Consider the following 13,917-nt stretch of genomic DNA (forward strand, 5'->3'; position numbering starts at 1 on the left):
TATTATAAACCGTTTCGAGCCTGTTTGTAAGTAATTATCAATACCTTGCAAGCAGGCCAAAGCAAGGGTGATATCAGATAAGCCCATGCTCAACAGCGTAGCGCGTAGCCCCACTGCGGGTCGTCACCTGAATCTTACGATAGATGGAGGTCACGTGGGTATTGACGGTGCGGGGGCTGATGACGAGGCGTTCGGCAATCTGCGCATCGGAGTAGCCTTGCGCAAGCAGGCGCAATACTTCGACCTCACGCGCGGTCAGTTCGTCAGGGTAGGTCTGAACCCTCAATGATGGGGTTGATGCTGCTTGCGAAACCTTTTTTGCCGCCGCGGATGGCCGGGCTGGTACAGGGCCGGGAGGCGCTGCCTGCGCAGTATCTTTTACCGGAGTGGGACCAGCGAGAGCATCTTCGAGTGGCATCGTCTTTCCTCTGGCCCACGCCCTATCAAAAGCCGGCGTGCCAAGAAAAGCGCGCGCACCGGCTATGGCCTGCTCATAGGAGGCACGATCAACAGGCGGAATGGGGGCGCCAATCTCTTTGCGCAAGGACTCGGCTGCTCCCCAGAGTTGTGCTGCCCACAGGAATGATTGTTGCTGGGTAGTGGCCGGAGCGGAGACAGCCTGTATCGCGGCCAGCTGCGCCAATCCTTCCAGGCAGATGACGATGTTCATCTTATTGCCTGTCTTTCTAGCCTCGTCCAGGACCTCCTGGTACAATGTGCGCGCCGCCGCATAGTCACCCTGGATGACGTATATTCTGGCCAAAAGAAGGAGAGACCCCGCGAGGCCCTCGCGATCCCCGATTTCTTTAGAAAGTGCAATACTCTCGTCAACCACCGGGCGGGCCAGAGTTGGGTCAGCCCGGTTGAGTGCGAGCTGGCCGGAAAGGCGCAGGCAGTCGGCTATATCTTCTCGATCACCCAATTCTTTAAAAAGAGCGAGAGCATCTTCAAGCAGAACGTGTACCCGGGCGACATCCTTCTGAGAGGCGAAAAGCGCCTGTGCCAGTTGGAGGAGCGAACTCGCAATCCCCTCCTTGTTTCCCAGACCTCTATGTATCGCCAGGCTCTCTTCGGCCAGAACACAGGCGCTGTCATATTTCCCCAACTCCCTGTGCAGGCGCGCCAGGCGGTAGAGCGACCACGCCACGCGCTCCTGATCATCGGCTTCCTTAAAGAGTGCCAGGGCCTCTTCCGACAACACAAGGGCGGCATTAAGATTGCCTCTTGCCCTGGCTACTCTTTCCAATTGATGGAGGGCAAACGCGATACCCTGCGCATCTCCGAGTCCATGGTACTGTTCCAGCCCCGCCTGTGGCTGCATCTCTGCCTGTAAGATAGGCAGTTGTCGCGTGCGCGCCTGCCTGGCATAGAGCGCAAGCGCCTCTTCCGCCAGCACTTCCGCGCGGTCAACATCGCCCTGGTTGAGCGCTATATTCGCGGCAGCATTGAGCGCCTTGGCGCGCGCAGGCGTTTTGATGCCCTCACTTCCTGCCAGAATCCGCTCCAGGAAGCTCCGACCTTCACTTAAGTAGCCACGCACCAGCCAGAATCTGCGGAGCGCACCGCCAAAGCGTAAAGTCTTCTCCACATTGCCCCCATCTACCCTCTGTTCAAGCAACCATTCAAGGGCCAGGCGCAGGTTCTCATGTTCGTGTTCCAGGCGGTCTAACCAGGTGGCCTGTTCTGGGCCGGCAAGTTTTGGCTCTACCTCCTCCACAAATATCAGGTAGAAATCAGCATGAGCCTGCCTGGTGCGCTCCATCTCTCCGCTCGCGGCCAGGCACTCGAGTCCATACTCTCGAATGGTCTCCAACATACGCAGGCGAGGCTCCTCTTCTTGCTCTTGCAAGGTGGGTGATCGTAACAGGCTCTTTTCGATAAGCGATTCGACACCATCTAAGACCGGTACGGCCTCGCCGTCTTCACCATCCAGCATGGCACAGAGAGCTTCAGCGGCTTCTAAACTGCAGCCATCCCTGAAGACGGATAGCCTGCGGAAGAGACGCTGCTCCCAGGCATCCAGCAGATCGTAGCTCCACCGGATGGTACTACGCAGCGCCTGTTGTCGTAACGGCAACGCCGGGGAGCCGGCAGTGAGTACTTGAAGGCGCTGCGCGAGGCGAGGCAGCAGGGCATGCGGGGGGAGCAGTTTGATACGGGCGGCGGCCAATTCTATGGCCAGTGGCAGGCCTTCCAGTTGCACACAGATCTCGGCAAGCACACCGGCGTTGGTCGTAGTCAGCTCAAAGGCCGGAATCTGCGCCTGCGCGCGTTGGACGAAGAGGGCGACGGAGGCACATTGAGCAAGCGCCTCTTTTCCAGGCAGATGTTTCAAATCCGGCAGCTCCAGCGGGGATACTACAAAGAGCAGTTCACTGCTGATACGCAAAGCAGCGCGGCTGGTGACAAGCACCTTTAGCCGCGGACAATTGCGCAGCAACTGCTCAAGCTGCGCAGCCGCGTCGATGATCTGTTCGAAGTTGTCCAGGATCAGTAGCAGTTGTCTTTCATGCAGGAACTCACTCACCTGATCAAAAGGAGGGCTGTCCCCGCTCTCAGGTATATCCAGTTCGCGTGCGATTGCCGGCATCAACTGATCCGGTTCACGAATCGTGGCCAGTTGCACAAAGCAAACTCCGCCGCTGAAGGCGCCGCGCAATTCGGCAGCAAGCTGGAAGCTTAACCGTGTTTTGCCGATGCCACCTGGCCCGAGCAAGGTGAGGAGGCGCACATCTGGGCGCATCAATAGAGCGCGAATATCCGCGATGTCCTGCTCGCGCCCAATCAGCGGTGTCAGGACGGTAGGTACCTTCCAGATGGGTGCAGGCCCAGGAGGCGCAAGGGGATTTGTTGTTATATTTATGAGGGGCCGATCAATCGGCGCTGGGCGCGATGAATCGGCCCCTACGGGCGTTTCCGCGGCTTGCTGGAGGGCGAAGGCAAACTCTTGTATCGTGGCGAAGCGCTGCCGCGGGTCTTTTGCCAGTGCCCGCAGTACTACGTCTTCGACGACAGGTGAAAGATCAGGCAACCGGTTCCGCAATGGTGGGGGCGGCGCGGAGAGGTGCTGCATGGCAATTTCGAGCAGCGTACCCTGAAAAGGAGGTTGACCGCACAACCATTCATAAATGACAACGGCAAGCGCGTATTGATCGCTCGCTGCTCGCGATTGGCCTTGAAGTTGTTCGGGTGCCAGGTAGAGCGAAGTTCCCGCAACCTGTTGAAGCAGGCTATGGTTGCTATACGTGGCGCTCGAACGAGTGAAGAGGGCCAGGTCGAAATCGCTGAGCAAGAGGTTATCCTGGGAATCGAGCAGCATGTTCTCCGGCTTGATATCACGATGAATCAGGCGCCGGTCATGGGCATATTGCAGGGCCGAGGCGAGCTGCTGAACATACAGGACGATGGTATCCAGCGGCAAGACTGTGCCCGCCGGATGCCGCTGGCGCAGCGTGCCCCCGGACGCATAGCCCATAACCAGAAATGGCACATCATCTTGCACCGCGAAGTCCAGCACGCGCACAATATGGGGATGAGAAAGGCTCGATAGTGCTTGCGCTTCCTTTAAAAACTGTTCGGCATCCTGTCCGGCAAGCTGCGTGCGCAGGATTTTTAGCGCGGCATAGCTTTTGAGGTAAACATGCTCCCCCAGGTAGACCGAGGCCGAACCGCCCTGGCCTAACAGACGTAAGATACGGTAGTTGCCGAGTTGCTGCCCAACAAGGTCTTGCATGATACACCTTCTAGCAAACACCCCCTACTCGCCTTCGTTTCAATGCTATATGAAGAAGCCTCGGATGTCAAGGCGTGGGATTTCTCGCGTGAAGTTAAACGAGTGGAGGATGTCAGCGCGCGAACCAGGGAAAGAAGCGCGACACGCGCTGCTGGTACTCCTCGTAATTGGGATATTTATCAAGCAGGTGACGTTCCATCAAGGGAATGCTGATGCCAAGGAAGAGCAACAGGATAGCAACCGGCCCAACGATGACCCACCAGAAACCGGGATGCGCCAGCGGAACAAAGAGATACAACCCCCACCAGAAAAGCACCTCGCCAAAGTAGTTCGGATGGCGCGACACCGACCACAATCCAGGCGGAATCAGCTCTCCAGGCACTTTCTGCTGCCTGCGAAAGCGCTGCATCTGTACATCCGCTGTTCCCTCGATGAGTATGGCGCTGAGCGTTACCAGGGCAGCGACGACATCCAGCCACGACAGCTGGACATTGTGATCGCTCAAGGCCGGCCATAAGGACAGGCAACCCAGAAAGACCAGGATGGTAGGCATGAGATGAATGCCAAGAAAGCTAACAGGCCAGTAAAATGCGCCCGCCTGTTTATGAATGTCCTGGTAGCGCCAGTCTTCGTGGCTCAATCCATGCCAGCGAATCGCCCAGTTGGTGGTCAGGCGAATGGCCCACAGGCAAACGAGCGCGAAGATCAGCACATGGCGCGCACTGGCAAAGCCATCAGAGCCGGGTTGGAACAGCCAGAAGAGGGCGATGGGTACCGGCGCAACGCTCCAATAGGGATCATAGACGCTGGAATTATTCGCGAGGACACTGAAGATGAAGACGACGATGGTCGCGGCCAGGTCTGCTAATCCTACAATGACGATTGGTGGGTAAGCGTGAAATAAGATGCCGGTGCCCACAGCTGCCGCGCCTGCCAGCACATAGGCAACAAATACGAGCAGAAATCCTCGAATCATACCCGCACTCCTGTCTCGCTCGCCTGCGCTGTTGCGACGCGCCTGGTAAAAGGATGCGCACTTAATCCCATGCGGACCAGGATGATCAATGGAAAGATGATCCAGGAGGCGTTAGCGGCAACGACCAGCGCCAGGTGCGGAGTGCGGTATTGCCCGAAAGCCTCTTCACTAAGAATCATGATGACGCCGGAGATCATGGAGACGGCATAGATGATGCTGGGGATGCGAATCCACTCTTTACCCTTGATATAGGCATAGGTGGCGATCAGATAAAATGGGCCGTACAGCAGGTTATCCAGCCAGATGGTCACCTTGAAAAAGGGCGGACGCGCGATCAACAGCGGGTCGAAGTTGAAGCCCCACCAGTGGACGGCATCGATAACCGGCCCCGGCGGCCAGATCGGATAGCTGAAGTGGTAGGGATTGGCGATAACCAGTTGTTCGGTATCGATCAAATACGACACGAACAGCAGATTGATGAGGAAAAATGCCACAAGCAGGATGTCGACGCGACGCTGCGAGAAAGGGATTGTCTCTACCATGGGTATGACGCTCCTTATTCGTTTGACGATCAGACTTTATTATAACAGATGAGGGGATGAACTGTTGAATTTTTCCAATCGAATAGGGCAGGGCACTGTCCCTACTTCATCTGCCTGTTCTTCGCCCGCACGCGCTCATAGAGCTCTTCCATCACGCTGATGAAAGACACGTCTTTGTGCCAGAAAGCAGGATAATCTCCCTGCTTCTTGATCAGCAGCGCCGGAACGGTGGGCTGTGAGGGCGCAGTTGGGGCGGCGGGCAGTCTCCTGGCACCGGTCCAGAACTCCTTATGGCCGACTGCCGCCGCAATAGACTGCCGGGCAGGGCGTGTGTGCAACGACTCGACCGGCTCGACTTCAGGCAGCGTGTCCTCTGACTTGAGGGCAGATGAGAGGATTTGCCCCAGCGGGGAGCGCGCCAGTTCGGCGTGCAGGTCTTCCCTGGATAGGCCGCGCAGCTCGAACATCAAGAATGGATCGCGGTCGAGGTCTGAGGCCAGCAGGTAGTAGACTCCGGCGATATGCTTGCAGGGGTTCGACCAGTCGGGGCAGGAACAGTCGGTATCGAAGTCGGCCTCGCTGTGCGGCAGCAAGTGCAGTCCCCATTGCGCGAAGGCATCGTCAATTGTGTCCGGCATCTCGTTCATCAGCAGTTTCGTCACCAGGTCGGCCCTCGAGGCGATATGCTGGATGGCTTTTGTCCAGCTGGCGGCGGAGATCGGTTTGATTTTGATCGTCGTCTTGTAGATAGGCTCTTTGTAGACGCCAAAGTATGGATTGATCGAACCACGCACTTTCGCTGTTACTGTGCCATTGGCAAGCTTGTATTCGAGGATGCGCCCGTTGCTGGCATAGGAGCGCCCGCGCCCAAGACGCCCAGGATCGGTAAATTGTTCGAGGGCGGCGATAAAGCGCTGGCCCCACCAGGTACGGCTGAACTGTGCCATCGTCGTTACTCCACGACCGCGCTGTGCCGCAACGCGATCAGTTCTTTAAAGGTATCGTTGTCAAGTTCCGTCAGCCACGATTCATCGGTGCCGACGACCAGCGAGGAGAGGCGTTTCTTATCCTCGATCATCGCGTCAATGCGCTCTTCCAAAGTCCCCATGGCGACAAATTTATGCACGAAGACGTTTTTACGCTGGCCGATGCGGAAGGCGCGGTCGGTCGCCTGGTCTTCTACCGATGGATTCCACCAGCGGTCGAAGTGGAAAACGTGGTTGGCCTTCGTCAGATTCAGGCCAACGCCGCCTGCCCGCAGCGAGAGAATGAATAGCGATGGCTCGGTCGCGGGGTCTTGAAACTCCGCGATCATGCGTTCGCGGCGTGCTACACTGGTTCCACCGTGCAGGTAGTAGGTATTATAGTGCAGGGTGTGCGCGAGATAACGCTCAAGTTCGCCGCCAATCTCTGTAAACTGCGTGAAGATCAAGGCGCTTTCGCCGCTATCAATCACCTCTTCGACCATCTCGCCCAGGCGCTGGAGCTTGTGGGAGCGTTCGGGAATAAACGCGCTGCCATCCTGCAAGAACTGCGCCGGGTGGTTGCAAATTTGCTTCAGCTTCAGCAACGTGGAGAGGATCAGGCCCTTGCGCTGTATCCCTTCCGCCTCGTTTAATTGCTCCTCAACGTCTTTGACGACCGCCTCGTAAAGAGAGGCTTGCTCTGGCGAAAGCGTCGTATACATCTTCTGCTCGATTTTATCCGGCAGGTCATCGATGATGCGTTTGTCGGTTTTGACGCGACGCAGGATAAAAGGCTCGACCAGCTTCTTTAAGGTTGTCGAGGTGGCCACATCGTTATTTTTCTGGATGGGCAGTTCGAAGGACTTGCGGAATTGCGCCTCCTTGCCGAGATAGCCAGGATTGAGGAAGTTGAAGATGGACCACAGGTCGCGCAAGCGATTCTCAACGGGCGTGCCGGTCAGGGCGATGCGGTGCGATGCCGGAAGTTTCACAATGGCGCGGGTCTGTGCGGCCTGCGGATTCTTGATGTTCTGCGCCTCATCGACTACTACACGATGCCATTGCACGGTCTGCAAGAGCTTCTCATCCAGGCGGGCCAGAGCAAAAGAGGTCAAGATAACGTCATATTGCTTGCATGTTTCAACAAAAGCTTGCTTATCTTTCAACCGCGTGCTGCCCTGATGCACGAGTACGCGCAGCTGTGGCGCGAAACGCTCGATTTCTTTACGCCAGTTGCCCAGCACTGAGGTCGGTGCGATGACAAGCGTTGGCGGCACATCGCCGGACTCCTCGCGCTCCTTGAGCAGGTGCGCGATCACCTCTAGCGTTTTGCCAAGCCCCATATCGTCTGCCAGGCAGGGATTCAGTCCGAGATTTTCCAGGTATTGGAGCCAGGAGACGCCGCGCCGCTGGTAGTCGCGCAGCGAACCGTGCAGGTTGCGTGGGTCCTTGATGGGGGCAAAGGCATTTTTGTCCTGGAGCCGCGAGAGCATATCACACAAGACGGCGTCGTGGTCCCACTCCAGGTCGTCCTCGGCCCCGGCGCCAAGTTTCAGCATGTCCAGCAGCGTGATTTCTGGCTGCTCGTGCTGGTGCTTCTGCCAGAACTCCAGCAGTTGCTGCATTTTGTCGCGGTCCAGTTCCATCCACTGCCCGCGGAACTGCACCAGGGGCGTTTTGGCGTTGACGAGCTGCTCCCATTCCTCCGGCGTGACGACCTCGCCGCCAATCGATAGCTGGTATTCATAGGCGATGATATTGTTGAGGCTGAAGTAGCCGCTATTGACGCCGGATGATCCTTTCGATGAGCGCACAGATGTTTTGAGGCGAATTTTGGTGCGCCTGCGGCCCTCCGGCGTCCACCACGATGGAACGATAACAGTATAACCGGCATCACCAAGCACCCAGGCGTTCTCTTTCAAAAATGCGAACGCTTCATCCATGGTCAGCGTGCATCCCCGCGGTTTGTCTGTGGCCAATCCATCCCAGATTTTGGGATAGATGCGAGCAGCATGGCCCAGGGAGAGCAACAGGTTTTTCTCGAAGTCCTGCCCGAAATGACGGATCACCTCAGCGCGTACCTGCGCATCGAGATGCCAGAAGTCATCCAGACTTAATTTGAGCGAGGGGTCCCGGCGCGAGGCGACGAGGAAATGCAGCTGCCAGTTGTCCATATCATCGGGAGATGCCTCCTCCAGGCGGAAACAGAGGTTGAAGCCTGCTCCGGCACCCGCTTTTGTGAAGCTGTTGCGCCAGGCCAGCCAGTGCTTATAGTCTTGCAGCCGCTCCTCCGGTGTATCGTAAACCAGGGCCGGTCGATGCGGATAGACGCATTTATACAGGATGGTGTTCTCGATCTGCTGTTCGAATTTCGCGATAAAAGGCGTTCCTGTCACGACATCATGTAAGAGACTTTCAGAGAAGTGACGCAGCAAGGTTTCTTTGTCAAACAGCGCTGCATTATCCGGGCTGTTCATCCCGGCAGCACAGATGCCCGGCATGGCGACTAGATAGCTCTGCACAGTCTTTTCGTAGCTCTCGGAGAGCAGTTCCCAGGTATAATGCAGTTCGAAACTGGGAAGCGCGTTTTTTGCCTTCTTGCCTTTTGCAGGCGCGGGTGCGATCTCCTGGTATCTGAGGGCGGGAATATACTGGTCTCTGGCGATGATGCCCTTGAGGGCCTGCGCGTACTGGTGCCAGAACAGCAGGTCGGCTCCCAACTGGAAATCACTGGGGGCATACAGGGCGATAAAATGGATGTCGTTCAGGCTGCTGATGACGTCGCGCAACCGGTAAGATGTTACCATCCAGGGAGCCATCTCGAACTCAATTGGCTCCTCCTCATCCATATAGCGCAGCAACTCGAAGCAGGGAGCGGGTTTGCCTGCAACTGTGGGCAGCAGAAAGTATTTTGTCTCAAGTTGGCGCGCCAGCATACCGGGTGTATTTTCTTGCAGGCCGAGCTTTTCCATGAGAAACGCGGCCAGGTCTGATTGCGCCAGGTGCCGTGGATGAACGTTTTGCCCGCCTTTACGTGCCACACCCGTTCGGGTATCAGTCTCTACCCACAGGTAGAATGCGCCTTTCTGCTCAAAATTGTGTGTATCTTCGGGAATCCATGCGCCATGGATAATATGCATGCGATGCTCCTGAGGTGAGCGTTTTCGTGAAGAATGCGTGCCTCAAATGGATCCTTATCAGGAATAAATGGGTTAGCCTTTCATCAAGCTCTGTGACGAGAATAGCTCTACCAGGTCTCCCACCCCTTGCTCACCCTTGTTGCTGTAAAAATTGACATAATTGAAATGTCTCGCTGTATTTTACCATATGGAGGCAGGTTTTTACATCAATTTCATGTAGTAATTCTCCAGAAATCCCCAGACGAGGTGATCCCACGGGGTCTCAGGATGGCACGAGAGATTGCCAGAAAATACGAAATAGCGACCTCGATAGCACACTCCCTGGAATGATACAATGCCATTTGACCGGATTCGTTTGTCAAGGTCGGGACAGGGACGAACCGCTGCCCCTACAGGAATGCTATGTAGCTTTTCAGAACCGCTAGAAAGGTTGAAATCAGGATGTCCCAGGAAGAGAATAATCGCTCTATACTTACCGCCAGGGATGTTTCTCATTTGTCGTTACGCGAGCGCACCGGGCTGGCCGTGCAGGCACAGGATACTGCCACTGTCATCGACAGGATACGCGAGGCGGAGCAGGCCGGAATCCGGCAGGTCTGGATGACGCAATCGGCGGGCATGCTGGACACTCTGACCATCTTTGCTGCCGCGGCAGTGCAGACAACTCGTATTCGCCTCGGTACCTCGATTGTGCCCGTCTATCCACGCCACCCGCTTGTGATGGCCCAGCAAGCGGCAACCATCGAAGCGCTTGCCCCGGGACGCCTGCGATTGGGCGTTGGCACCAGTCACCGTCACGTGATGGAAAACATCTATGGCCTCTCGATGCCATCGCCGCTGGCGTATTTACGCGAATATGTCGAGGTGATGCGCCAGGTGTTGTGGGAGGGGCGAGTAGATCATCACGGTAAATTCTTCAATGTAGCTGCCTCCATTCCACGCCCGGCGCGGATTCCCCTGCTCATCTCGGCGCTAGGAGAGAAGGCCTTTCGCCTGGCCGGTGAAATTGCCGATGGCGCGATCTCGTGGGTCTGCCCCGTTCCCTACCTGCTCGATAAGGCGCTACCCGCTTTAAGGGCAGGAGCGCAGGCAAGTAACCGGCCCACCCCACCACTGGTCGCACATATTCCGGTGGCCCTGAGTACCGATGAGGCGGCCGTACAGGTGGCAGCGACGCCACGCATCTCGTTCTATACCAGGGCGCCATTCTACAGGCACATGTTTGAGCTGGCAGGCTTCCCCATTGGCGAGGATGGGACGGGCACGGATAAGCTGGTGAAGGAGTTGGTGGTCGCGGGAGACCAGGCACAGGTGGAGAAACGCCTGCGAGAGCTGCTCACGAGCGGCCTGGATGAGTTGCTGCTGATGCTGGTGCCGGTATCGGACGAGGCACACGAGCGAGAGCAGTTGTTGCAGGTGATTGGGTCGCTCTAAAGGAGATCGCATCAATGAATGGGTGATGGTTGATGTGCTATACGTGTTAACAGAGGCTCACAGAGTGAGTTTCTAAATCTAGAGATAAAAATTGGACAAGCACGAAAAAAGGGGTAGCCTTACCGGCTACCCCTCCTTTCAGGAATCAGGAAGAAGAAGGAACACGATGGAGTACTTGAGAATGTTCCTCTATCCATGTTCCGATTGGGATTGCCACCAGCAAAAGCACTACCAATGCTACCAGTCCAATCACAAACGTCAACGGTTCAGGCAGATTAACGCTAAAGACTGTATCCAGAGAATAGGTGCCAGCACCTGTCAATCCAAGTACTACAGCAATCGCGAGTAAAACTAACGGAAACTCGATACCTCCTACCGCGTTCCAGAAACCCTTGCTCCAAAAAGGATGGAGGGTCGAAAATAAGCTGAGGGAGATTGCATATCCTGGGAAGCCGCGACTGACTGTATCAGCCGCCCGGATGGAACCCCCAAATGCCTGAACGGTTCCCGTATTCACTACGTCCTTGCTGCTTCCCCAGGATATGCTCGCTTCCCTTCAATCATGACAGCATGCAACACTCTTTAGCGCTACCGGCCCTCCTTTCCATCCTAAACCACTACCGCCCCGGGCCGTGGCCTCAAGAGGAAGATCACCAGGCGCCGGCGCCGGCCAGTTGTTTCTGATGGCTACCGGTGATGCTAATCTTCTTCGGGCGGCTCACCTCGCTGAACGGTATCACCAGGTGCAGGATACCATTCTCGTAGGTCGTCTCGATGTGGTCAGCATCGACAGGTTTGGGGAAGGTAATGGTGCGCTCGAAGGTCCCATAACCGATCTCCTGTAACAGCCAGTTGACCTTCTCGCCTTCGTTGAACGTAGGCTGGTACTGACCCTTGACAGTCAGCGTATTCTGCTGCACAGTCAGGTCAATATTCTCTGGATTAATGCCGGGAATCAGCACATACACCTGATAGCCATGCTCCGTCTCGCAGACATCCATTGGAGCAGCAAAATTCGTCGTGCGAGCGCCGAACCAGCCGGGCCGCACAAAGCTTTCCTCAAAGAGTTTGTTTACCGCATCACGCAGGCTAAGTGCTTCGGTAAAAGGATCGAAACGCATCAAAGTGGTCATACGCAGTCACCTCCTAAAGAAACAATAGACTTACGCTTTTGCTTTGTGAACAAATCTTTGTTTGCTGGAGAGGCCTGGTCTGATTCCCCGGTCTAGCCTCTTACGACCTCCCAGAGATGTTCAAATACACTTGTTTTTGCTTTTCAACTGTTTGGAGGGAGAGGTTCGACCTGGGACGCATCCCTTTTTCCTCTTTCCATTAACCAGAAACAATCATATCATCTCACATATTCCGTAAAGTGACCTCAAAATTGAGATCTAACACATCTCTAACATTACTCTAACGTTTCTCTAGCACTCAATTCTGAGAGCCTTTTCGTGCCTCTTCTGCGGCCCTCTTCCGCGCCCGAGTGAGTATCTCTTCAACCACTGTAGTCTTCGCATCAGCATAGTTCTGGGTGTATTTCCAGTTCTGGCGAGCAAGTGTCCGTTTGGTCTGTTCGTAGAGATGGCGATCAGAAGGATTGCCACGCAACCAGTCACGGAAGAGCAGCATCCGATCAATTTCAGGGCATCCTTGGGAGAAGACATGCAGGTTGACATTGGTATCCGGCCCTTTGAATACCCGATGTTCGTACCAGCCTGGCTCGCGAATACGCAATACATAACCGGCAGCCTCCAGGGCCGGAACATAGCTCGCTTCATCCGATGAATCGGCTACCACCAGCAGGATGTCGATGATTGGTTTGGCCGCCAGCTCCGGTACCGAAGTCGAGCCTACATGTTCAATCATCAGGGCCTGGTCGCCAAGCGCGGCCTGGATGCGCCGGGCCTCGCGCGCGAAGAGTTGGGGCCATTGCGGGTCGTAATCGACAACCTGGATCGGCACGGTCAGGGGTGTGAGTCCACCAACATGGATAGCCTGAAGCTGCTCCTCGGTCATCGACACATCTCCGGCTACCGGGAGATGCTGTGATCTTTCATCTTTTGCCTGGTTCGATGAGCCTGGGGTGGAGCTGTTGATTTCGGACATGCGCATTCCTTTCTGTCTGGTCCTTATTCACTCACATCAAGAGGTCTATCTCGCATGATAGGATTTATGCAGGCAAACTTCTGAACACATAGAAGTGACATTCCGTCAGGACGCTCGCAAGGTTCTCTCATAAAAGCTCAGCACCCGCTGCCAGGCATCCTTCGCGGCGGTCTCATTGTACATGGGCGTCGTATCGTTAAAGAAGGCATGTCCGGCATGGGGATAGATGCGCATCTCGAAGTCTTTTTTGTATGTAACCATGGCTTTGACCAGTGTATCGAGATGCGCATTGATCCGCATATCCTCCGCACCGTAATTACAGAGAACGGGACAGGAAATACGTTCGACCAGCTCTATGGGGTTCGGATTCTCGCCGTAAAATAGCACGCTGGCCGCCAGTTTCGCGTGGCAGGCCAGATTGATGGACATGCCTCCACCGAAGCAGAAGCCAATGCTGCCAATCCTGTCCTTCTGGACAAAAGGTTGCTCTTTCAAATACGCTATCGCATTAACGAGGTCCTGGGTCAGCTTATCCTTCGGTATGCCACCGAACATCACGGGAAACACGCGCTGCACGATGTCCCTTTTTTCCTGCGGCAGTTGGGACATGGCCTGCTGCACATAGGCCGAATCCCTTGCTCTTTCCCATGAAACAGTAGACATAAACTGCATTGTCACGCCAACATTTGCCGGTGTCAGCACCTCGCCAAGGCCGGGTCGCGAGAACAGATTTGGGGCAAATGCGACATATCCTTCGCCCGCAAACCGATCGGCAACATTTTTGATATGGTCGGTCAGTCCCACAATCTCGTGAATGACAATCACTGCGGGACGAGGTTCCTCCGTCGCCGGTTTTACCAGATAAGCTTGAAGGGGACCGGCCTCTCCATCGTAAGTAAGCATGGTACCGGTTTCATTAGCCATAGTTTTTATGTTCCTTTCTAAAATATTGAGGGATTGCTACCTGATATGCTCATTGTAGCGAAAGAGGGGCGGGGATGCAAAGAGGTCATCCTTCAAA

The 13,917-nt window shown here is 55.5% G+C and carries 10 protein-coding genes; 1 reads left to right on the plus strand and 9 read right to left on the minus strand.

What is annotated here, in order from left to right:
* Positions 1 to 73: 73 nt before the first annotated feature.
* The 5 genes from VFA09_05185 to VFA09_05205 all read right to left on the minus strand — a co-directional run bounded on the left by VFA09_05185 (position 74) and on the right by VFA09_05205 (position 9,356).
* Complete coding sequence (locus VFA09_05185; GenBank protein ID HZU66653.1) at positions 74 to 3,733, minus strand: protein kinase; 3,660 nt, start codon at positions 3,731 to 3,733, stop codon at positions 74 to 76.
* 112 nt (positions 3,734 to 3,845) lie between these two features.
* Positions 3,846 to 4,709, minus strand: a complete 864-nt coding sequence (locus tag VFA09_05190; GenBank protein HZU66654.1) for a DUF1295 domain-containing protein — start codon at positions 4,707 to 4,709, stop codon at positions 3,846 to 3,848.
* Positions 4,706 to 5,251 (minus strand): emopamil-binding family protein, encoded by a 546-nt coding sequence (locus tag VFA09_05195; GenBank protein HZU66655.1) that lies wholly within the window; start codon positions 5,249 to 5,251, stop codon positions 4,706 to 4,708. The genes VFA09_05190 and VFA09_05195 overlap by 4 nt, the downstream gene beginning before the upstream one ends.
* Before the next feature lie 101 nt (positions 5,252 to 5,352).
* A complete protein-coding gene (locus tag VFA09_05200; protein HZU66656.1) occupies positions 5,353 to 6,198 on the minus strand; it encodes an SWIM zinc finger family protein in 846 nt (281 codons plus the stop codon).
* A gap of 5 nt (positions 6,199 to 6,203) precedes the next feature.
* Positions 6,204 to 9,356 carry a DEAD/DEAH box helicase gene (locus tag VFA09_05205; GenBank protein ID HZU66657.1) on the minus strand — a complete coding sequence of 1,051 codons (3,153 nt, stop codon included), beginning with the start codon at positions 9,354 to 9,356 and terminating at the stop codon, positions 6,204 to 6,206.
* 441 nt (positions 9,357 to 9,797) lie between these two features.
* On the opposite strand from VFA09_05205, the gene VFA09_05210 reads away from it, so the two are divergent.
* The gene (locus tag VFA09_05210) at positions 9,798 to 10,790 is read left to right on the plus strand and encodes an LLM class flavin-dependent oxidoreductase (GenBank protein HZU66658.1); all 993 of its coding nucleotides are present in this window, start codon (positions 9,798 to 9,800) and stop codon (positions 10,788 to 10,790) included.
* A 145-nt stretch (positions 10,791 to 10,935) separates the two neighbouring features.
* Here VFA09_05210 and VFA09_05215 read toward each other — a convergent pair whose 3' ends face one another.
* From VFA09_05215 to VFA09_05230, 4 genes are all read right to left on the minus strand, one after another.
* Complete coding sequence (locus VFA09_05215) at positions 10,936 to 11,307, minus strand: hypothetical protein (GenBank protein ID HZU66659.1); 372 nt, start codon at positions 11,305 to 11,307, stop codon at positions 10,936 to 10,938.
* A gap of 133 nt (positions 11,308 to 11,440) precedes the next feature.
* Positions 11,441 to 11,923, minus strand: a complete 483-nt coding sequence (locus VFA09_05220; protein HZU66660.1) for an Hsp20/alpha crystallin family protein — start codon at positions 11,921 to 11,923, stop codon at positions 11,441 to 11,443.
* A gap of 298 nt (positions 11,924 to 12,221) precedes the next feature.
* On the minus strand, positions 12,222 to 12,896 hold the full coding sequence (locus VFA09_05225) for a GrpB family protein (GenBank protein ID HZU66661.1): 675 nt from the start codon (positions 12,894 to 12,896) through the stop codon (positions 12,222 to 12,224).
* 105 nt (positions 12,897 to 13,001) lie between these two features.
* Positions 13,002 to 13,820: a dienelactone hydrolase family protein gene (locus VFA09_05230; GenBank protein ID HZU66662.1), complete on the minus strand. Its 819-nt coding sequence runs from the start codon at positions 13,818 to 13,820 to the stop codon at positions 13,002 to 13,004.
* Positions 13,821 to 13,917: the final 97 nt, after the last annotated feature.

This window comes from Ktedonobacteraceae bacterium (assembly GCA_035653615.1).
In the GTDB taxonomy this organism is placed as follows: Bacteria; Chloroflexota; Ktedonobacteria; order Ktedonobacterales; family Ktedonobacteraceae; genus DASRBN01.